Origin of the sequence: Rhodococcus rhodochrous, from assembly GCF_900187265.1 — a bacterium.
In the GTDB taxonomy this organism is placed as follows: domain Bacteria; phylum Actinomycetota; class Actinomycetes; order Mycobacteriales; family Mycobacteriaceae; genus Rhodococcus; species Rhodococcus rhodochrous.
The window spans coordinates 246,550-264,539 of the sequence record NZ_LT906450.1; the positions used below are offsets into that span (position 1 = coordinate 246,550).

The following is a 17,990-nucleotide window of genomic DNA, read 5'->3' on the forward strand; positions in this document are numbered from 1 at the left end:
GCAGCGTTCACCCTCTACGCCCCCGTCCTCTGATGCGCTCGCTACGGGTGGGGCGCGGCCCGAGTTCGTAGGGGATCTTCAGGATGTGACGGGTTTTGGCGTCGATGTCGCAGTTGCCCGACGCGACGGAGTGGAGGATGCCGTTGTAGACCAGGTCCCAGAGGTCAGGGTTTCCTTGAATGTCGCTGATCTTGAAAGAGTGGATCTCGTTGCCGTGGTCATCTTTCAACCGGAGCACACGGCTGTAGCCGTCTGCGGAAAAGCGGATGCGGGTGAGGTGGTAGGTGTCGACCCAGCTGCTGCGCCATTGCACCCAACTGGCACCGGCTGCGGTCCAATGGTTCGCGGTAGCGCGAAACATCATCCAGGCGCCTACCGCCATGATGACCCACATGATCCACCAGTGGACCCAGCGGAAGTCTCCGTTGAGGACGGTGAGATACACGACCAAGAGCAAGACCATGGAAAGGGCACTAGTGTACTTGTCGCGGACGGTGGGCCGGAGCCATTCGAGCGTGGGGCGGAGATGATCCGGTGCCTCGGGCGGCTTTCGTGGGGAGCGCTTGACTGGTGTGTATTCCGTGCCGTGGTAGATGCGGGGCGCCCGGGGTGGGCGGGGTTCGCCTGTGATCGAATCCGGCATCGGTGGTAGATCGATGGGGTTCACCATCTGCGGCGTCGTCCTCTGGTGCGTTCGCTTCTGGTGGGGCGCGGCCCGAGTTCGTAGGGGATCTTCAGGATGTGACGGGTTTTGGCGTCGATGTCGCAGTTGCCGGAGGCGACGGAGTGGAGGATGCCGTTGTAGACCAGGTCCCACAGGTCGGGGTTGCGTTGGATCTCGCTGATCTTGAACGAGTGGATCTTGTTGCCGTGTGCATCTTTCAAACGGAGAACGCGGTTCGGCCCGTCGGCTGAAAATCGTATGCGGGTGAGGTGATAGGTGTCAACCCAATCGTCGCGCCACTGCACCCAGGTGGATCCGACTGCGGTCCAATGGTTTCTGGTGGCGCCGAACATCACCCACGCACCCACAGCCATGATGACCCACATGACCCACATGTGGGTCCAGCGAAGGCCTCCGTCGACAAGGGTGAGGTACGCGACCGAGATGCCCACGATGAAGAGCGCGCTCGTGTACTGGTCACGGGCGGTGGGCTGGAGCCATTCGAGAACGGGTCCGAGATGTTCCGGCGCTTCCGGAGGCTTCCGTGGGGATCTGTCGGTCGGCGTGTGCTCGATTCTCTGGTAGATGCGTGGCGCACGGGGTGGTCGCGGCTCTCCGGTGTTTGGATCGGGAATCGCGGGCAGGTCGGTTGTATTCATTTATGTCCTCAGAAGAGATTTCCCACCCAGCGCGCCGCGGAACCGGCAGCGCCGGAGATATCGTCCCAGTGTTCGATCACTTCGCCCACACCGAACGCGACACCGACCCCGGCGCCAACAGCGAGAAGGGTGACAGGACCGCCTGCTGCACTCGCGAGTATCAACTCGGTCGCTACGGTTCCGGCGACGAAACCACCGACATCCTTCGCAACCGCTTTGACTGCGTCTCCGGTGGTTTCGGCATTTGCTACATCGTAGGCAGTCTGAAGTCCGGTGAGAACGCCTCCCACGACGGGCACCTTCGAGCCGAACTGTGCCAATGCCGAACCTTTTGGTAAATAGTCGCCGGCGGTGCGACCGAAGGATTCGATGAATTTGTTGTCACCGAGCCCCGCAAGCAAGCGAGAGTTCTCCGCAGCGAACCGCGCTGCATCGTCCGCTCCGCCCTGGAAGGCTCGAACAGCCCTGGCGGCTGTTGCTTCAGGGTACGGATCGCCAAGTCGCGCCGCTTCGGCAGCAAGCTCACGCAGCCGGGCGAGGGTCGCACCTCGCGTAGCGGCTTCGTTGCCCCATTTCGACAGCTCGGAGACTGTCGTCGCTATGTATCCGCCCACGGTATGCGCCAAGAGCCATTCCCACTGGGCTTCTGCGTCCTTCAGGATCGTCGTCGGCCCGCGCAAGGCTTCTGCGAGCGCGCTGTGCGCTCCGGTTTCGGCCGCGCGACCTTCCGCAACGAGCCCCGCAGCCGCCTCGTAGGCTGCGATCTGCTTCGTCCGAAAAACCTGGGGTGCGATGTCGTACGAGTTCGGATCGACGTTGAGTGGCTCACCGATCCCGACGCCGAACTCCACGGGAATACCGGCTTCCGCCGCTGTCGCCTCGGCCTGCGACATGCGTGACCGGGCGGTGACGAGTCTGTCGGCGAATGCGCGCAGGGCAGCGGCGATCACGTCGATCTGGTCTGCGGCCTCGGTCGTCCCCGTGATGACGCGGTCGAGCGTCGTGCGGAACGCATCTCCCGCGGGGCTTCTGAATTCGTACTCGGACTCGGTGCGTCCGTCGCGCGCCACCTTCAGTCGGTCGTGCACACCCGTGGCGAGGGCAGTGAGCGAATCCGCGCATGCGTAGCAGGAGGTGGGGTCGCCGAAGACTCGGGTGTCGAGGCTCATCTCTCACCGGCCTTCGCCATCTCCTGAGCAGTGTGCGACTCGGCGTCCTGGTAGGCGCGCAGACTGTCCTGGGTGGCGTCTGCTGCATCGGCCAGCGACCGGACCGCCGCGTCCAGCGCGGAAGCAATCGACCCGAGAGCGTCGACGAGCAGTGCGGTGGCGGCACCCGCGTCGGGTATCGGTGCGGGATCGGATCCGAGCTCGTCGATTCCCATTGCTCCGGTCGCCAGGAGCTTCGCGACCGTGTCGAGGTCACCGATGTCGATGCTCACCGGGTCGCTCTCCTGCCGAGCGGGTCCTCGAACGGACGGTCGTCGTCCTCGATCGGGGGTGGCGGTGGTTGTCGGCCGTCGAGCAGGACCACGTCGTACCCGGTGGTCCGGTGGATCTCCTGCAGCCCTGTGCTGTCGACGCCCATCCACGGCTGCTGCGGTCCGCAGCAGCGGGCCAGTTCCTTCGGTGAGGTGTAGGCGGGCAACGCCAGCCGGCCGTCGGGCAGTGTGCGCATCTCGAGCCGAACGTGCCCGGAACTGTCGCGGCGTCGGATCGGCACATACAGAACGTCGCTCATCGAATCCCCCGATTCCGTCGTACCCCCCGTACGACTCGCCGAGACCCTACCGCAGCCGCGATGAGTTTCCGGCTCCTGCCCGGTCGGTATCTGCGACAGCACCGCTGCCCACCTACCAGGAGGTCGTCATGAACACCTTCACCCCGTCCACCACCGGCACCCGCGACGACACCGCCGCGGCACCCTCACGCACCGCCCGCATCGCAGGCCTGATCGTCAGCGGCCTCGTCGTCCTGTTCCTGCTGTGGGACTCGATCATCCACATCGCCAACGTCTCGCAGGTGCAGGAAGCCATGGCCGATCTCGGATTCGATCCGAGCCTCAACCGCGTGTTCGGCGTGGTCCTGCTGATCTGCCTGATCGCCTACGTCCTGCCGCCCACCGCGATCCTCGGTGCCGTTCTGCTCACCGGTTACCTCGGTGGTGCCGTCGCGACGAATCTGCTCACCGAACAGCCGATCGTCAGCACGACCCTCTTCCCGATCTACACCGGCATCTTCGTCTGGGGTGGATTGTGGTTGCGCGACATCGGAGTTCGTCGGATCATGCCGATTCGCCCGTCGCGGTGACGACGACGAACGGCCCCACCTCGGTCACGGTGAAGCGGGGATCGTCGAAGAGTTCCTTGGGGAAGGTCACCGTGTACCGCCGAACATTGGGATCGTTCGGGTAGACGTCCTCGGCCAGACGCAGCGTGTAGCCCTCGGCGCCCTGTCGGAAGACGACGGCGTCGGGGGCTCGCCACGGCAACTCCTCCCACGCGGCGAGCAGTTCGTCGGGGGAGGAGAGCTCCGACCACTCCTCGATCGCTGCGGCCCGCGCGGAGAATTCCGCCAGCGGGTTGGCGTAGTGCGAGGTCAGGGCCTGGAAGCCGAAGTACGGGTAGTAGGCGAGGAAGGACGTGTCGGCCGTGAGGACCACATGGTCGTCACGCTCGCCGCCCAACTGGGACAGCAGGACGTCGTCCACCTCGGCGTAGTAGGACGCGGCACCGGCGGGTCGCTGGTCGGCGCGTTCACCGGCCCCGTCGGTGTCGGTGTAGGCGACGGTGATCTCACCCCCGAGCACCTGCGGGATGTTCTGGGTGAACGCCAGCGCACCGAGAGCGCCCACCGCCACGAGAACCCTGCGCACGCGCGGATTCTCGCTGGTCGCCAGGCTGATCCACCGCGAGAAGTCGACGAAGGCGAATGCGCCTGCCGCAGCGAGCAGTACGAGCAGGATCACCTCGAGACGGAACGCGAGCAGGGTGTTGCCCACGGCGGTCAACGCCATCGACGCGAGGTACCACAGGTAGACCGCGATCACCCCGAGCCCGAGCGCCTGCGCCCGATGCGACGACGACGCGCGGCCCACGAGCCACACGGTGCCCAGCAACGACAACAGTCCGATCAAGGACATGTGGAACATCGGCAACGGCAGTCGCGCACCGGTATCGGGGAGATAGTGCGTTGCGGTACCGGACTCGGACGGGGGATTACCGCCCAGCACGTCGAACACGAACGGCGCCCACACGATCAACGCGACGATCACCGCGATCACCGCGATCACCACGAGACGCACGAGCACCGGAAGGACAGCCCGCCACGACCCGGCGGCGCGACGCGCGAGGTACGCCGCGACGACGGCCATCACCGTCACCGCGAACGCGGCGATACCGAGATAGAGGGTGTAGAAGGTCGCGGCGAGGCCGAGGAACAAGCCCGTGCCCACGACGGCACCCCAGCCCTGCCGCACACGGCCACCACGCACGGCGGGCAGGAAACCGCCCCAGGCCAGCACCAACGCCGGCGCGACCAGCACAGCGATCACCGCTCCGTAGGGCTCAGGCGAACCGTAGGCCAGCACGACGAGCGTCGTCGCGGTGGCAGCGAGCACCGCCAGGTCAGAGCGGACGAGCTCGGACCACAACACCAGGGCGACGACCGCCGCGACCGCCAGCGAACCGATCGCATAAGGCTTGAACACTTCCCAGCCGTCCATGCCCAGCAGATTCGCGACACGCCCACCGATCCAGAACCACCCGGCCGGATAGAACGACGGCAGGTCGGCGTAGTTCATGTCGCGCAACGCCGCGCTGTCCGTCAGACGCGTGAGGAACTGGGTGCGGAACTCCTGGTCGACGGAGATGCCGTGGAGATAGAGGCGGGTCGCAGCCAACGGCATCCCGAGGGTCGCGGTGACCAGACCGGACAACGCCGCCCACGACAACACCCGAGCCCCCGTCACCCATCTGCGGCGACGCAGCAGGTAGATCGACAGGCCGAGTACGGCGAGCGCCGCGAACTGCAGGACGGTGGTGACGGCCTGCGTCACGTTCGACGAGTTGAACGCCGGCCACTGCACGCGGTCGAAGGCGAACAGCCCCACCGCCGCGACGAGCGCTGCGACGAGCGCTGCGCAGACGAACTGCACGAGCGTCGAGACGGCACGGCGTAACGGGGCTACTGCTACAGGAGTGTCGGCGAGCACCCCACGAGCATAGAGATGCGTCCGCGGGACGAGTGGCGGCCCGATCCGTGCTGCAAAAACGTCGTCATCCAGCAGTCGGGACCTTCATCCTGGAAGTTGCGTCGGGAAACCGGGCCGTCGGGTACGGCTCGGGGAATCCGAACGAAAGGCTCAGATCATGACAGGTAAGGCGGTTCGTGCGGCCCTTGCAATGCTCGCGACGGCACCTCTCCTCGTCTTCGGGGCGGCGCAGGCCTCGGCGTATCCGGTGATCGAACCGGGTGAGCCCGGCGGTCCCATCAACGGCCGGTTGTACGACCACCACGGCGTCCATCCCTACCAGTGCATCCTCCTCGGGGCGCCGGGTGTCGGCTACGCGACGAACGAGGCGGGACAGGACGGCATCGTGAACGGTGTCTTCGTGAACGAAGGGTCGATCAACCACTGGTGCTACGGGCCGCCCGGGATGATCCACAACGGGATCGGATACGTCAGGTAACACCTGAGAAGACGACTGCCCCGCCGGAACGGATCCGGCGGGGCAGCGGGTGCGCGTCTGTCAGATCGGCAGCTTGCGGAAGATCGCGCGCGGCAGGTGACGCAGCACGATCATCACGAACCGGAAGGTGCCCGGTGCCCAGACGATCTCTTTGCCGCGATCGGAGGCCGCGACCGCGAGCTTCGCGACGTCCTCCTTGTTCACGGTGAGCGGCGCCTCGTCGACGTGCGCGCTGAACTGCGTGCGCACCTGGCCGGGGCGCACGACCGTCACGCGCGGACCGAACGGACGCAGCGCCTCGCCGAGTCCGAGGTAGAAGCCGTCGAGGCCGGCCTTGGTGGAGCCGTAGACGAAGTTGGCGCGCTTGACGCGCTCACCGGCGACCGACGACATCGCGATGATGCGGCCGAAGCCCTGCGCCTTCATCCTCTCGCCCACCAGCACGCCCACGGAGACGGCAGCCGTGTAGTTGACCTCCGCGACCCGCACGGCCTTGCTCTGGTTCTGCCACAACTCCTCGGCGTCGGCGTCCAGACCGAAGGCGACGATCGCGATGTCGACGTCGCCGTCCTTCCATGCCTGATCGATGACGGCCGGGTGGCTCGCGGTGTCGAGGGCGTCGAAGTCGATCAGGTCGACCTGCGTCGCACCCGCGGCCTTCGCCTGGGCGACGGCGTCCTCACGACGCGGGTCGCCGGGCAGGGCCGCGAGGATCACGCGGGCCGGGGCCTTGCGGAGGTACTCCTCGACGATGGCCAGGCCGATCTCGGAGGTGCCACCGAGCAGCAGCAGGGTCTGGGGGTTGCCGACGGCGTTGATCATCAGTGGAGTTCCAACCTTCTGGACATATCGGAGGCGAAGACGTTCGTGGGGTCGACGGAGCGGCGCACCTTCAACCACTCGTCGATCCGCGGGTACATGGCGTGGAAGGTCTCCGCGTCGGTCCGCGAATCCTTCGCGGTGTAGAGGCGACCACCGAACTCGAGGACCCGCTTGTCGAGTTCGCGCACGAACTCGTTCAGGCCCGGCTTGATCCGGAAGTCGACGCAGATGTTCCAGCCGGGGATGGGGAAGCTGAGCGGAGCCTTGTTCCCTTCACCGAACAGCTTGAACACGTTCAGGAACGAGTGGTGTCCCGACGCCTGGATGTCGCGGATGATCTTCTTGAACTCGTCGACCGCTTCCGGCGGCACCACGAACTGGTACTGCAGGAAGCCGTTGGGTCCGTAGCCGCGGTTCCACTCCCCGAACAGGTCGAGGGGGTGGTAGAACGCCGTCAGATTCTGGACCTGGTTGTCGGCGTTCTTCGTCTTCCGGTAGTACAGCTCACCGATCACCGAGAAGTTGAACTTGTTGGCCAGCCCGTTCGGGAATACGTCGGGCAGGGTCAGCAGGGTCGGCGCGTCGAACTTGAGCGGGTCCTTCTGCAGCTTCTTCGGCAGCTGGTCGAGCTTCGCGAGGTTGCCTCGGGAGACTGCGGCGCGGCCGAGCTTCGGCTCCGGCGAGATGGCGTCGAACCATGCGCTGGAGTAGTCGTAGTTCGCTTCCGAACCGTCGCTGTGCAGGGCGATCGTCTCGTCGAGCGATTCGGTGCGGCGACTGTCGGCGATGAAGTACGCCGTCTCCGTGGGGGTCATCTCGATGGTCGCGCGCAGGATGATGCCTGTCAGACCCATTCCGCCCACGGTCGCCCAGAACAGCTTGGCGTTGCGCCCGGTGGGGGTGCACGTGCGGACCTGGCCGTCGGCGGTGAGCAGGTCGATGGACTTGACGTGGTTGCCGAAGCTGCCCGCGCTGTGGTGGTTCTTGCCGTGGATGTCGGCACCGATCGCACCACCGATGGTGACCTGGCGCGTGCCCGGCAGGACGGGCACCCACAGACCGAACGGCAGCGCGGCGCGCATGAGCTGGTCGAGGCTCACACCACCGTCCACCACGACCTTGCGGGAGTCACGGTCGATGCTGTGGATCTTGTTCAGCGCCGTCATGTCGATGACGAGCCCGCCCGCGTTCTGCGCCGGGTCGCCGTAGGAGCGTCCGAGCCCGCGTGCGATCACGCCGCGCCGCAGGTGCGACGGCTTCGACTCGTTGTCTTCCGCGACTCGCGCAACGGCCTTCGCGATCACGTCGACGTCGGGAGTGGACAGCACCTCTGCGGTGGTCGGCGCGGTGCGCCCCCAGCCGGTCAGGGTGCGGGTCTGGGTGGGGAGCGGCTCGCTCGCCTGCTCCGTAGCTGTCGTGGACATCGGGGTAAAGGCTACCCGTGTGTCCTGGTCACCCGGCAAGATGCTGTTCCTCACGGGCGTTACCCTCGTCTGCGTGCCGGAATCCCACGACCATGTGCAGCCGCTGCCGGAGCACCACGCCCCACTGGCTCCCGAACTGCCGTTGACCGATTCGACGGCCGACGAGGCGCTGGACCTGAAGACGCAGCTCACGCGGTTCGTCCTGACCGGCGGGTTCTCGGCGATCGTCGACTACGGCCTGTACGTCCTGCTCATGGCACTGGGCGTCACCCGCGACGTCGCGAAGGCCCTGTCGTTCGTGGCCGGCACCACCACCGCCTACCTGATCAACCGCCGCTGGACCTTCAAGGCCCCGCCGAGCCGCGTCCGCTTCGCGGCTGTGGTGGTCCTGTACGCCGTGACGTTCGCCGCACAGGTCGGCATCAACCGCGTACTCAACGAAGCCCTCGGCGACGAGTGGTGGGTCACGCCCTTCGCCTTCGTCGTCGCCCAGGGCACCGCGACGGTGATCAACTTCGTCGTCCAGCGGGTCGTGATTTTCCGCCTCCACTGACCGATTTGGTTGGTTCGACGGCGGTATGCGCGGTTGATCCAACCAAATCGCACAGGTGGGGAACCGTTCGGGAGCCTGTGGCGTCGAACCGGATATGTCACGCTCCCGAGCGCACGCGATCATGGCCCGGCAGGACGGTGTCGTCACCCGAGATCAGGCTGTGAGATGCGGACTGAGCATCGCGATCATCGACCATTACGTGCGATCCGGCGAATGGGTCTCCCTGGCGCCCGGTATCTACCTGCGCGCCGACCGGGAGCGTACTCCGTCGGTGCATTTGCGCACCGCGGTCTACAGCGCGGGACGTGCGGCGACGGCATGGGGTCCGAGCGCCGCGTGGTGGCACGGCATCCTCGACAGGCCTCCCGCCCGTTACTTCGTCACCGTCCCACACGGGCGGGCCATCGTGAGGAACGGGAATGTGCACCTCCGTCGCAGGGACCTGCCCGCCGACGACATCGTGACCGTGCGCGGGCTGCGGGTCACAGGTGTACCTCTCACGGTGTTGGAGGCAGCGGTCGAGCTGAAGGAGGGTTCCGTCCTCATGGACAGAGCACTTCAACGACACACGTCATTGGCTTTGATGGAGCGGTCCCACCGCCGGAATCCGGGACGTCGTGGGTCGCGCGCTGCGGAGACATTGTTGTGCACCGCCCGGAACGGCGGGCACTCCCAGGCCGAACGCATCTTCCATCGGCTGCTACGTCGGGCAGGGCTCACCGGCTGGCGTGCACACGTGATGAGCTGTGGCTACGAGATCGACGTCGCGTTCGAGGCCGAACGGGTGGCGATAGAGATCGACGGATGGGCGTGGCATCGCGACGCAGACCGTCACCGCCACGACATCGAAAGACAGAACGTCCTGATCAACGCAGGATGGCACGTCCTGCGATTCACCTGGCACATGTTGACGCAGGACCCGGACGGCGTCGTACGCCGGATCCGTGCGGCACTCGGCCGCACCCGATGATCCGGTTGTTCCGACCGCGCTGAACGCCGTCGGAACAACCAGATCTGCTATCGGGCGGTCCAGTTGGCGACGCCACGAACGGCGGTGACGCTGACGTTGCCGTCGATGGTGACGTATGCCGAGATCTCCCCGGCACCCGTTTCCGAGGGGAGCAGAGTGCTGTTGGCACGTACCTTGCCGCGCTCACCTGTGGTCTCGTTGTGCCAGTGCACGGTGCAGGGGCAGAACGGTGATCCGATTCCCCCGATCCAGAACGGCAGTTCGGGAGAGGCGGGGTCGGTTCGGAGCACGACCGGCGCATCGATGAACGGGGTTGCGTTGCCGGCATACCCGCTCGAACCCGTGTCGAGGTGCAGACCCACCGTATTGGTGAACGTGGTCCAGTTCGAGTCCGCGGAAGCGGTGGAAGGTCCGGCAACAGCGAGGCCGGCGGTAACGGCGGCTGCGACGCCGACGCCCGCTACCCGTCCGAGGGTGGTATTCAACTTCACGGTCGGATCCTGTCTCTTCGGTAGGTCGGTGCGGAAGCACTGCTCTGGCTATCGGCAAGAGTCCCAAGATGTTACGGATCGGCGACTGAGCCCTGTGCGTGCGGGAGACGGCCCGTTTCGCGGGCGTCGGCCAGGGTGGGGGCCGCCTGGTCCTTCGCCGACAGTTCGTAGGTCAGCGGGGTGCCGTCGGCACCCGTTGTGGGCCAGTCGATCCCGATCTCCGGATCGAGGGGGTGTACCTCGTGCTCGCGGTCGGGGTTGTAGCCCGTCGAGCACAGGTAGACGACGGTCGAGTTGTCCTCGAGGGCAAGGAAACCGTGGCCGAGGCCCTCGGACAGGAAGATCGCGCGACGGTCCTTCGTGTCGAGCAGCACCGAATCCCACTTGCCGAAGGTCGGCGATCCGACCCGCAGGTCGACGACGACGTCGAGCACCGACCCCGACACGCACGTGACGTATTTCGCCTGTCCCGGAGGGACATCCGCGTAGTGGATGCCGCGCAGTACCCCGGTGGCGGAGACCGAGCAGTTCGCCTGCGCCAACTCCAGAGGCCGGCCGGCGGCGTCGGTGAAACTCTCCTGCTTGAACCATTCGAGGAACACACCCCGGTCGTCGCCGAACTGTTTCGGCGTGATCTCCCACGCCCCGGCGATCGTCAGTTCGCGGTACTGCACCTAGCGGTCCTTTCCTCGTTCGAGCAGATCCAGCAGGTAGCTGCCGTAGCCCGACTTCACCAGCGGCTCGGCCGCGGCGCGCAACTGCTCGTCGTCGATGAACCCGAGCCGCCAGGCGACCTCCTCGGGTGCGCCGATCTTCAGGCCCTGGCGTTGTTCGATGGTGCGCACATAGTTCGACGCGTCGAGCAGCGAGTCGAAGGTGCCGGTGTCGAGCCAGGCGGTGCCGCGCGGCAGCACCTCGACCTGCAGTTTCCCCGCCTCCAGATAGGTGCGGTTGACGTCGGTGATCTCCAGCTCGCCGCGCGCCGACGGCGTCAACGAGCGGGCGATCTCGACGACGTCGTTGTCGTAGAAGTACAGACCCGGAACCGCGAAGTTCGACTTCGGGTCGTCGGGTTTCTCCTCGAGCGACAGGGCGCGACCGGTCGAGTCGAACTCGATCACCCCGTAGGCCGACGGGTCGGACACCCGGTACGCGAAGACCGCCCCGCCGTCGATGTGCGCGAAGCGTTTGAGCTGCGTGCCCAGGCCCGGGCCGTAGAAGATGTTGTCGCCGAGGATCAATGCGACCGGGTCGGTGCCGATGTGGTCGGCGCCGAGCACGAAGGCCTGCGCCAGACCGTCGGGGGAGGGCTGGATCGCGTAGGTGATGTTCACCCCGAACTGCGAGCCGTCGCCGAGCAACCAGTGGAACTGCTCGGCGTCGTGTGGGGTGGTGATCATGAGGATGTCGCGGATCCCGGCGAGCATGAGCGTCGAGAGCGGGTAGTAGATCATCGGCTTGTCGTAGACGGGCACGAGCTGCTTGCTCACGCCCTGGGTGATCGGATGCAGACGCGAGCCCGTCCCACCCGCGAGGATGATTCCGCGCATGTCGGACAGTCTCGCATGAGTAGGCTTGCCCCAATGAGGCTGCTCGTCACCGGTGGTGCCGGTTTCATCGGCGCGAACTTCGTCCATCAGACCGTCGCGGAACGACCCGACACGCAGGTCACCGTGCTCGACAAGCTCACCTACGCCGGCAACCGCGCCTCCCTCGACCCCGTCTCCGGCAAGATCACCTTCGTCCAGGGCGATGTCGCCGACGCCGAGCTCGTCGACCGGCTCGTCGCCGACACCGATCTGGTGGTGCACTTCGCCGCCGAATCCCACAACGACAACTCGCTGGCGAACCCCGCGCCGTTCGTGCAGACCAATCTGGTGGGCACCTTCACGCTGCTCGAGGCCGTCCGCAGGTACGACGTGCGCTATCACCACATCTCCACCGACGAGGTGTACGGCGACCTCGCCCTCGACGACCCCGCCCGCTTCACCGAGGCCACCGCCTACAACCCGTCGAGCCCCTACTCCTCGACCAAGGCCGGCTCGGATCTGCTGGTACGCGCCTGGGTGCGCTCGTTCGGCGTCCGCGCGACCATCTCCAACTGCTCGAACAACTACGGCCCCTATCAGCACGTGGAGAAGTTCATCCCCCGCCAGATCACCAACGTGCTCACCGGTGTGCGCCCCAAGCTCTACGGCACCGGCACCAACGTGCGCGACTGGATCCACGTCGACGACCACAACAGCGCGGTATGGACGATCATCGAACACGGGCAACTCGGCGAGACCTACCTGATCGGAGCGGACGGCGAGACCGACAACCGCACCGTCGTCGAAACCGTCCTCGAACTGTGCGGCAAGGACCGCAGCGAGTTCGATTTCGTCACCGACCGCCCCGGCCACGACCTGCGCTATGCCATCGACGCGACCCGCCTGCGCACCGAACTGGGCTGGCAGCCCCGCTACCGCGACTTCCGCGAAGGCCTGGCCGCGACCATCGACTGGTACCGCGCCAACGAGCAGTGGTGGACGCCACAGAAGCACGTCACCGAGGCCGGCTACAGCCGCACCGAGCGCGTTCTGGGCGGATAACCTGCGCCGTTCGGGGTGATCCCGGCACAATTCGCGAATGGGTCGAAACACTGGTGCACGACGCACACAACCGTGGAGCTCCTGTTTCCGCTGCTACTGTCGCATCGAAAACAGCGGATCGACCACGAGCGGGGAGTAGCCCGATGGAGCAGGCAGCTGCCGGCGACACAAGCACGATCGGACATGACGCGGACACGCTGGACGAGGTTCTCACCGAGCCGGTGCGTCGCGACCGGCTGATCGTCCAGCGCGGCGTCTTCGCATCCCTGTCGCCGCGCGTGCCGGAGAAGATGTACGTCCACACGAAGGGCGACGCGGCGTCCGACCGTTACGGGCTGCAGCTCGCCGACGGCGCGACCGCCCACACCAACACCTACTTCGGGCGTTTCCCCGCGACGTTCTGGCAGCGCTGGACCGACGTGAAGACCGTCAACCTGCAGCTCACCTACGGCTGCTCCGGTACCGCGAAGTTCACCGTGTGGGCCTCCGACGCCCGCGGACGCGAGCGGATCGTGACGGTCGAGACGGTGTCGGGTTCGGGCGAGCTCGACCTCGAGTTGCCGATCGAACGGTTCGTCGACGGCGGTGCGATGTGGTTCGCCGTCGACGCCAGCAACGGATCGGTGCTCGTCTCCGACGCGCGCTGGACGGTCGCCGCACCCGAGCGCCTGCGACCCGCCGCTGTCGTCATCTGCACGTTCAACCGCGCCGACGACTGCACCGTCACCGTCGGCACTCTCGCCTCGGACGATGGGGCGATGGCCGACATCGAAGCGGTGTGCATCGTCGACCAGGGCACCGATCAGGTGCGCTCGCGTTCGGCGTTCGCCGAGGTCGCTGACAAGCTCGGCGACAAGCTCATCTACCTGACCCAGCCGAATCTCGGTGGTGCGGGTGGCTTCTCGCGTGGCATGTACGAGATCACCGGTTCCGCCAAGGCCGAGCACGCCAACGTCATCGTCATGGACGACGACATCCTGTGCGAGCCCGAATCGGTGTTGCGTCTCAACGCTTTCGCGAACATGACGGTGCAGCCGACGATCGTCGGCGCCCAGATGTTGTCGCTGAGCAACCCGCAGGTCCTGCACGTCTCGGCCGAGCGTGAGGTGCTCGACGAGATCACCGCCGGCGCACTGACTCCGGGTGCGCGCATGGGCATCGATCTCGTGAAGAAGAAGCAGGACATGCGTTTCGACGCCGGCTGGAACGGTTGGTGGACCTGCCTGCTGCCCGCCGAGATCATCGCCGACTGCGGCCTGCCCATCCCGCTGTTCTTCCAGTGGGACGACATCGAATACGGCATCCGCGCCCGGTACGCGGGTCACCCGACGGTCACCCTGCCCAATGCGGGTGTGTGGCACGCCGATTTCTACCTCAAGGACTACGACGACTGGGCGCGCTACTTCAGCATCCGCAACGGCCTGATCGTCTCGTCCATCTACGGGCGCTTCGACGGCAACGACATCTCGAAGTACTTGTTCCGCAAGATCAGTGAGCTCATCGTCTCGATGCAGTACGGTCTCGCCGCGACCTTCATCAAGGCCGCGGAGGACTTCCTCGCCGGACCGGACTTCCTCCACGACGGCGGCCAGTCGGTGCTGAAGGAACTGCGCGAACTGCGCGACCGCTACCCCGAGACGAAGCCGTTGTCGGCCGCGCAGGTGGGCAAGGAATCCGACCCGCACACGCAGATGTCGGTGTGGCAGTTCGAGCCCGACAAGAAGCGTGAGGGCCTGGTGCTGCTCAAGCGTGCGGTGCAGCAGTTCGCCGGCAAGGTCGACCGCCGGACGGTCACCGTGCCCGCGCACTTCGCATCATGGTGGCACGTGTCGCTGTTCGACAAGGCCGTCGTCACCGACGCCTCGCAGAACGCCGTGCGGGTGCGTCACCGCGACAAGGACACTGCCGTCGAACTCGCAAAGCATGCCGCAAAGGTGTGCTGGCAGCTCCGCAAGGAAGCGCCCCGGATGAAGACGGTCTGGCAGGAAGCGCTGCCCGAGCTCACGAGCCGCGAGAACTGGGCGCGCCTGTACGGCATCGACGGGTAGACCGTGCGGGCATGGTCGTTTCCCGTGCTCATCGGGGTTGCGACCGTGCTCGTCGCAGGGGCGTTCTCGTGGGTGCCCTCGCTGTGGTGGGACGAGGCCGCGACCATCTCGAGTGCCGACCGGTCCGTCGAGGGGATGCTCCGCGTCCACACCCGGATCGACGCCGTCCACGGCCTGCACAACCTCCTGCTGCACTACTGGTTCTCCCTCGTGGGCGTCGACGAGTTCACCGCCCGCCTGCCCGGTGTGCTCGCGCTCGGGGCGGGTGCCGCAGCCGTCACCGCGACCGGCCAGGTGCTGGCGGGTCGTCGCGTGGGGATCGCCGCCGGGGTGCTGTTCGCGCTGTCCCCGCGGGTGACCTGGGCAGCAACCGAAGCGCGGTCCTATGCCTTCGCCGCGGCGCTGGTCGCGGTGTTGTCGCTGCTGGTCGCGCTCGGGTCCACGACCGACCGTAGACGCTGGTGGGGCCTGTACGCCGTCGTCCTGCCGGTCGCGACGGTGATGTTCGTGTACTCCGCGACGGTGGTCGTCGCGCATCTCCTCACCGTGCTGGTCCGTGGTCGTGGGCGCGGCGCGTTCCTGCTGTCCGCAGGGGTTGGCGCGGCCTTGTCGACGCCGTTCGTCCTGCTTGCCTACTCGCAGGCCAAGCAGGTCGCGTGGATCCCCCCGCTCGACTCGATGATCGTCCGCACGATCGCCCTCGACCAGTGGTTCCCGCAGGCCCCGTGGACGGCCGCGTTGTTCGCCGCGATCACCGTCGCCGGGGTGATCGTCGCGGTCCGTCGTGGTGTGGAGCCGGGGGAGCGCACCCTGCTCTGGCTCGCGGTACCGGGCTTCGCCGTGCCGATGGTGCTGCTGCTCGGCTACTCGCTGCTCGAGGACAACATGTACCTCGAGCGCTATCTGTCGTTCACGGTTCCCGCAATGGTGCTGTTGGTGGGCTGGGCCGCCACCCGTGTCGCGACCCGCTGGTGGTCGATGCTGATCGTGCTGACCGCGGTCGCCGTCAGCGTCGCGCCGGCCTACGTGCAGCAGCGACAGCCGTTCGGCAAGCCTGGCGGCATGGACTACAGCGTGATCGCCGACCGGCTCGTCGAACGCTCCGAACCCGGCGACTGTGTCGCCTTCGAACCGCGCGTCTCGTGGGCACCGACGTCACTGCGCGCCGTCGTCGACGCCCGGCCCGACGCGGTGGAAGGGCTCGACGACGTGGGGCTCGGGTACGACGCCGTCGACCGCGTGAACCTGTGGTCGACCGACGCCCCGCCACCGGAACTCGCCCGACGCGCGGCGACCCGATGCGAGGTGCTGTGGGTGATCGCCGACGGCGAGCGCGAGACCGGCTTCCGGGTGTGGCACCCGAACAACGTGTGGTGGCGGTTCGAACCCCACCGGTTCACCGAGACCGACACCTACCGGGAGCTCGAGGCCGTCGGTTTCCGGATCACCGACAGGGAGCCGATCCACCGTTCACAGCTCGTCCGGCTCGAACCGACTCAGACCCAGTAGGCGACGCGCGAGCGGTAGTTGCGCAGCGCGAGCAGGGCGATACCCCAGCCGACGACGGTGATGATCAGGACGATGACCCAGTGGTAGAGCTGCTGGTCGCCGCCGAGCAGCGGGGTCCGCACGATGTCGAGGAAGTGGTAGAGCGGGTTGATCTCGGCGATCCGCGCCCGACCCTCGTTGCCGGTGCCCTCGAGCGTCTTCTCCGTCCAGATGATCGGCGTCATGAAGAACAGCAGCTGGACGATGCTGCCGAGCAGCGGCGCGATGTCGCGGTAGCGCGTGGCGAGGATGCCGAACACCAGCGACACCCACACCGCGTTGATCGCGATCAACGCCAGCGCCGGGATGGCGAGGAAGGCCGTCCAGTACAGCTGACGTGGGAAGAAGATGAAGATGCCGATGTAGATGACGATGTTGTGCGCGAACAGGATCATCTGCCGCCACACCAGCCGGTAGACGTGCACACTCAACGGCGTCGGCAACTGTTTGATCAGGCCCTCGTTGGACATGAACACGTCCGCGCCCTCGAGGATCGACCCCTGGATCAGGTTCCAGATGATGAAGCCGAGCGCGACGTACGGTAGGAACTCCGGGACGTCGAGGTTGAACAGCGTGCCGTAGAGCACACCCATCGCGATCGCCGACACACCCGTGGCGATCGTGATCCAGAACGGGCCGAGCACCGACCGGCGGTAGCGCTGCTTGATGTCCTGCCAGCCGAGCAGCAACCACAGTTCGCGGTGGTTGAAGCCTTCGCGCAGATCCTGGAACGCGCGCCGGAACGAGCGTGAGGACGACTCGATGGGTTCGTCGTCGACGGTGAGGGCATCAGACACGGGTCCCGAGCCTACCCGCGACGCAAATGTGACCTGCCGGGGCGCGGGGTGAGCGGGACCGCCGTGCGTGTGCAGGTCCTGTCGATCTTGCGCGGTATTCACGACGAGAAGTGCGCGCCCGAGCCCGGGCCTACAGGCCCCACGTCTGACGGCCGAGCATCCGGTTCTCGTAGTGGTAGACGTTCACGCGACTCGCGACGTAGAGCCACAGGCCGAGTGTGAGAGTGGTGTCGACGGTCGAGGGCAGCGCCAGCGCGACGGCGAGGAGACCCAGCACGAGGCCGACGCCGAACACCACCAGTGCCTTCTTCCACAACCGCAGATGCAGCAGGTAGAAGATGCCGAACAGGAACCCGAGCAGATTCATGTTCAGCTTCATGCGCTGCCGCATCGGCAGGGCGCGGAAGGCGGCGGTGTATTCGGGAGACGTCTTCAGCGATCCCGGGACGCCGTATGCGGCGAAGAATTCGAAGCGGAACCGCCACGTCTCGCTCAGGCCCTCGAACCTGTCGGAGCCGGCTGCGGGCATGCTGAGGTCGGTCATGATCCCCCCGATCGTCATGGTCGCTCCCCCTGAACGACCGGCAACAGTATGCACACCTGTCACACGGGAAACACGATCGGGTGCAGTCGATACCGACGACGTTGTCGAGTTCCCGGCGCTTCGTCACCATCAACGTCGGACTCGATCGGCTCCTCGTCAGTCGCCGTCGTCCCTACGACCGGAGTCACC

The 17,990-nt window shown here is 66.4% G+C and carries 20 protein-coding genes; 7 read left to right on the plus strand and 13 right to left on the minus strand.

All coding sequences use genetic code 11. From position 1 onward, the window contains the following. Positions 1–7: 7 nt before the first annotated feature. From CKW34_RS01140 to CKW34_RS01160, 5 genes are read right to left on the minus strand one after another with little or no spacing between them, the layout of a single operon-like run. Complete coding sequence (locus tag CKW34_RS01140; protein ID WP_226950040.1) at positions 8–670, minus strand: hypothetical protein; 663 nt, start codon at positions 668–670, stop codon at positions 8–10. Beyond that, positions 664–1,323 carry a hypothetical protein gene (locus CKW34_RS01145; RefSeq protein ID WP_059382144.1) on the minus strand — a complete coding sequence of 220 codons (660 nt, stop codon included), beginning with the start codon at positions 1,321–1,323 and terminating at the stop codon, positions 664–666. The genes CKW34_RS01140 and CKW34_RS01145 overlap by 7 nt, the downstream gene beginning before the upstream one ends. Before the next feature lie 8 nt (positions 1,324–1,331). Further along, complete coding sequence (locus CKW34_RS01150) at positions 1,332–2,492, minus strand: hypothetical protein (RefSeq protein ID WP_059382145.1); 1,161 nt, start codon at positions 2,490–2,492, stop codon at positions 1,332–1,334. Beyond that, a complete protein-coding gene (locus CKW34_RS01155) occupies positions 2,489–2,764 on the minus strand; it encodes a hypothetical protein (RefSeq protein ID WP_019290342.1) in 276 nt (91 codons plus the stop codon). The genes CKW34_RS01150 and CKW34_RS01155 overlap by 4 nt, the downstream gene beginning before the upstream one ends. After that, positions 2,761–3,063: an SAV_915 family protein gene (locus CKW34_RS01160; RefSeq protein ID WP_019290341.1), complete on the minus strand. Its 303-nt coding sequence runs from the start codon at positions 3,061–3,063 to the stop codon at positions 2,761–2,763. Before CKW34_RS01160 ends, CKW34_RS01155 begins: the two co-directional genes overlap by 4 nt. A 128-nt stretch (positions 3,064–3,191) precedes the next feature. Between CKW34_RS01160 and CKW34_RS01165 the strand changes: the two genes are divergently transcribed. Beyond that, positions 3,192–3,632, plus strand: coding sequence for a DoxX family protein (locus CKW34_RS01165; protein ID WP_059382146.1), 441 nt, complete (start codon positions 3,192–3,194; stop codon positions 3,630–3,632). Here CKW34_RS01165 and CKW34_RS01170 read toward each other — a convergent pair. Beyond that, positions 3,607–5,535: an arabinofuranosyltransferase gene (locus CKW34_RS01170; RefSeq protein ID WP_197700688.1), complete on the minus strand. Its 1,929-nt coding sequence runs from the start codon at positions 5,533–5,535 to the stop codon at positions 3,607–3,609. The genes CKW34_RS01165 and CKW34_RS01170 overlap by 26 nt on opposite strands. Before the next feature lie 157 nt (positions 5,536–5,692). Between CKW34_RS01170 and CKW34_RS01175 the strand changes: the two genes are divergently transcribed. Beyond that, positions 5,693–6,013 carry a hypothetical protein gene (locus CKW34_RS01175; RefSeq protein WP_143533355.1) on the plus strand — a complete coding sequence of 107 codons (321 nt, stop codon included), beginning with the start codon at positions 5,693–5,695 and terminating at the stop codon, positions 6,011–6,013. A gap of 60 nt (positions 6,014–6,073) precedes the next feature. Here the strand turns inward: CKW34_RS01175 and CKW34_RS01180 are convergent, their stop codons facing one another. Then, positions 6,074–6,835, minus strand: a complete 762-nt coding sequence (locus CKW34_RS01180) for a decaprenylphospho-beta-D-erythro-pentofuranosid-2-ulose 2-reductase (RefSeq protein ID WP_059382149.1) — start codon at positions 6,833–6,835, stop codon at positions 6,074–6,076. Continuing rightward, positions 6,835–8,259, minus strand: coding sequence for an FAD-binding oxidoreductase (locus CKW34_RS01185; RefSeq protein WP_059382150.1), 1,425 nt, complete (start codon positions 8,257–8,259; stop codon positions 6,835–6,837). The genes CKW34_RS01180 and CKW34_RS01185 overlap by 1 nt, the downstream gene beginning before the upstream one ends. Before the next feature lie 19 nt (positions 8,260–8,278). Between CKW34_RS01185 and CKW34_RS01190 the strand changes: the two genes are divergently transcribed. Then, a complete protein-coding gene (locus CKW34_RS01190) occupies positions 8,279–8,812 on the plus strand; it encodes a GtrA family protein (protein ID WP_226950042.1) in 534 nt (177 codons plus the stop codon). 94 nt (positions 8,813–8,906) lie between these two features. Continuing rightward, positions 8,907–9,782 (plus strand): DUF559 domain-containing protein, encoded by an 876-nt coding sequence (locus CKW34_RS01195; protein ID WP_059382151.1) that lies wholly within the window; start codon positions 8,907–8,909, stop codon positions 9,780–9,782. A gap of 47 nt (positions 9,783–9,829) precedes the next feature. Here the strand turns inward: CKW34_RS01195 and CKW34_RS01200 are convergent, their stop codons facing one another. From CKW34_RS01200 to rfbA, 3 genes are all read right to left on the minus strand, one after another. After that, positions 9,830–10,273, minus strand: a complete 444-nt coding sequence (locus CKW34_RS01200; RefSeq protein ID WP_059382152.1) for a hypothetical protein — start codon at positions 10,271–10,273, stop codon at positions 9,830–9,832. A 71-nt stretch (positions 10,274–10,344) separates the two neighbouring features. Further along, positions 10,345–10,947: a dTDP-4-dehydrorhamnose 3,5-epimerase gene (gene rfbC / locus CKW34_RS01205; protein WP_059382153.1), complete on the minus strand. Its 603-nt coding sequence runs from the start codon at positions 10,945–10,947 to the stop codon at positions 10,345–10,347. After that, a complete protein-coding gene (gene rfbA, locus CKW34_RS01210) occupies positions 10,948–11,823 on the minus strand; it encodes a glucose-1-phosphate thymidylyltransferase RfbA (protein ID WP_059382154.1) in 876 nt (291 codons plus the stop codon). 33 nt (positions 11,824–11,856) lie between these two features. Between rfbA and rfbB the strand changes: the two genes are divergently transcribed. From rfbB to CKW34_RS01225, 3 genes are all read left to right on the plus strand, one after another. Then, positions 11,857–12,864 carry a dTDP-glucose 4,6-dehydratase gene (gene rfbB, locus CKW34_RS01215; protein ID WP_059382155.1) on the plus strand — a complete coding sequence of 336 codons (1,008 nt, stop codon included), beginning with the start codon at positions 11,857–11,859 and terminating at the stop codon, positions 12,862–12,864. A gap of 143 nt (positions 12,865–13,007) precedes the next feature. Then, entirely contained in the window at positions 13,008–14,912 is a 1,905-nt protein-coding gene (locus tag CKW34_RS01220) for a glycosyltransferase (RefSeq protein ID WP_059382156.1), read from the plus strand. A 24-nt stretch (positions 14,913–14,936) separates the two neighbouring features. Beyond that, positions 14,937–16,421, plus strand: a complete 1,485-nt coding sequence (locus CKW34_RS01225) for a glycosyltransferase family 39 protein (protein WP_229582251.1) — start codon at positions 14,937–14,939, stop codon at positions 16,419–16,421. Here CKW34_RS01225 and wzm read toward each other — a convergent pair. Together wzm and CKW34_RS01235 are read right to left on the minus strand one after the other, a co-directional pair. Further along, entirely contained in the window at positions 16,409–17,257 is an 849-nt protein-coding gene (wzm, locus tag CKW34_RS01230) for a galactan export ABC transporter permease subunit Wzm/RfbD (protein ID WP_006553471.1), read from the minus strand. The genes CKW34_RS01225 and wzm overlap by 13 nt on opposite strands. A gap of 130 nt (positions 17,258–17,387) precedes the next feature. Then, a complete protein-coding gene (locus CKW34_RS01235; protein WP_231921780.1) occupies positions 17,388–17,819 on the minus strand; it encodes a DUF2628 domain-containing protein in 432 nt (143 codons plus the stop codon). Positions 17,820–17,990 lie beyond the last annotated feature (171 nt).

Excerpts from the sequence above, each read along its gene's own strand:
- rfbB (WP_059382155.1), top strand. The coding sequence starts at position 11,857 with ATGAGGCTGCTCGTCACCGGTGGTGCCGGTTTCATCGGCGCGAACTTC.
- CKW34_RS01220 (WP_059382156.1), top strand. The coding sequence starts at position 13,008 with ATGGAGCAGGCAGCTGCCGGCGACACAAGCACGATCGGACATGACGCG.
- CKW34_RS01165 (WP_059382146.1), top strand. The coding sequence starts at position 3,192 with ATGAACACCTTCACCCCGTCCACCACCGGCACCCGCGACGACACCGCC.
- CKW34_RS01235 (WP_231921780.1), bottom strand. The coding sequence starts at position 17,819 with ATGACGATCGGGGGGATCATGACCGACCTCAGCATGCCCGCAGCCGGC.
- CKW34_RS01160 (WP_019290341.1), bottom strand. The coding sequence starts at position 3,063 with ATGAGCGACGTTCTGTATGTGCCGATCCGACGCCGCGACAGTTCCGGG.
- CKW34_RS01140 (WP_226950040.1), bottom strand. The coding sequence starts at position 670 with ATGGTGAACCCCATCGATCTACCACCGATGCCGGATTCGATCACAGGC.
- CKW34_RS01145 (WP_059382144.1), bottom strand. The coding sequence starts at position 1,323 with ATGAATACAACCGACCTGCCCGCGATTCCCGATCCAAACACCGGAGAG.
- CKW34_RS01185 (WP_059382150.1), bottom strand. The coding sequence starts at position 8,259 with ATGTCCACGACAGCTACGGAGCAGGCGAGCGAGCCGCTCCCCACCCAG.
- CKW34_RS01150 (WP_059382145.1), bottom strand. The coding sequence starts at position 2,492 with ATGAGCCTCGACACCCGAGTCTTCGGCGACCCCACCTCCTGCTACGCA.
- rfbA (WP_059382154.1), bottom strand. The coding sequence starts at position 11,823 with ATGCGCGGAATCATCCTCGCGGGTGGGACGGGCTCGCGTCTGCATCCG.
- CKW34_RS01175 (WP_143533355.1), top strand. The coding sequence starts at position 5,693 with ATGACAGGTAAGGCGGTTCGTGCGGCCCTTGCAATGCTCGCGACGGCA.
- CKW34_RS01180 (WP_059382149.1), bottom strand. The coding sequence starts at position 6,835 with ATGATCAACGCCGTCGGCAACCCCCAGACCCTGCTGCTGCTCGGTGGC.
- CKW34_RS01195 (WP_059382151.1), top strand. The coding sequence starts at position 8,907 with ATGTCACGCTCCCGAGCGCACGCGATCATGGCCCGGCAGGACGGTGTC.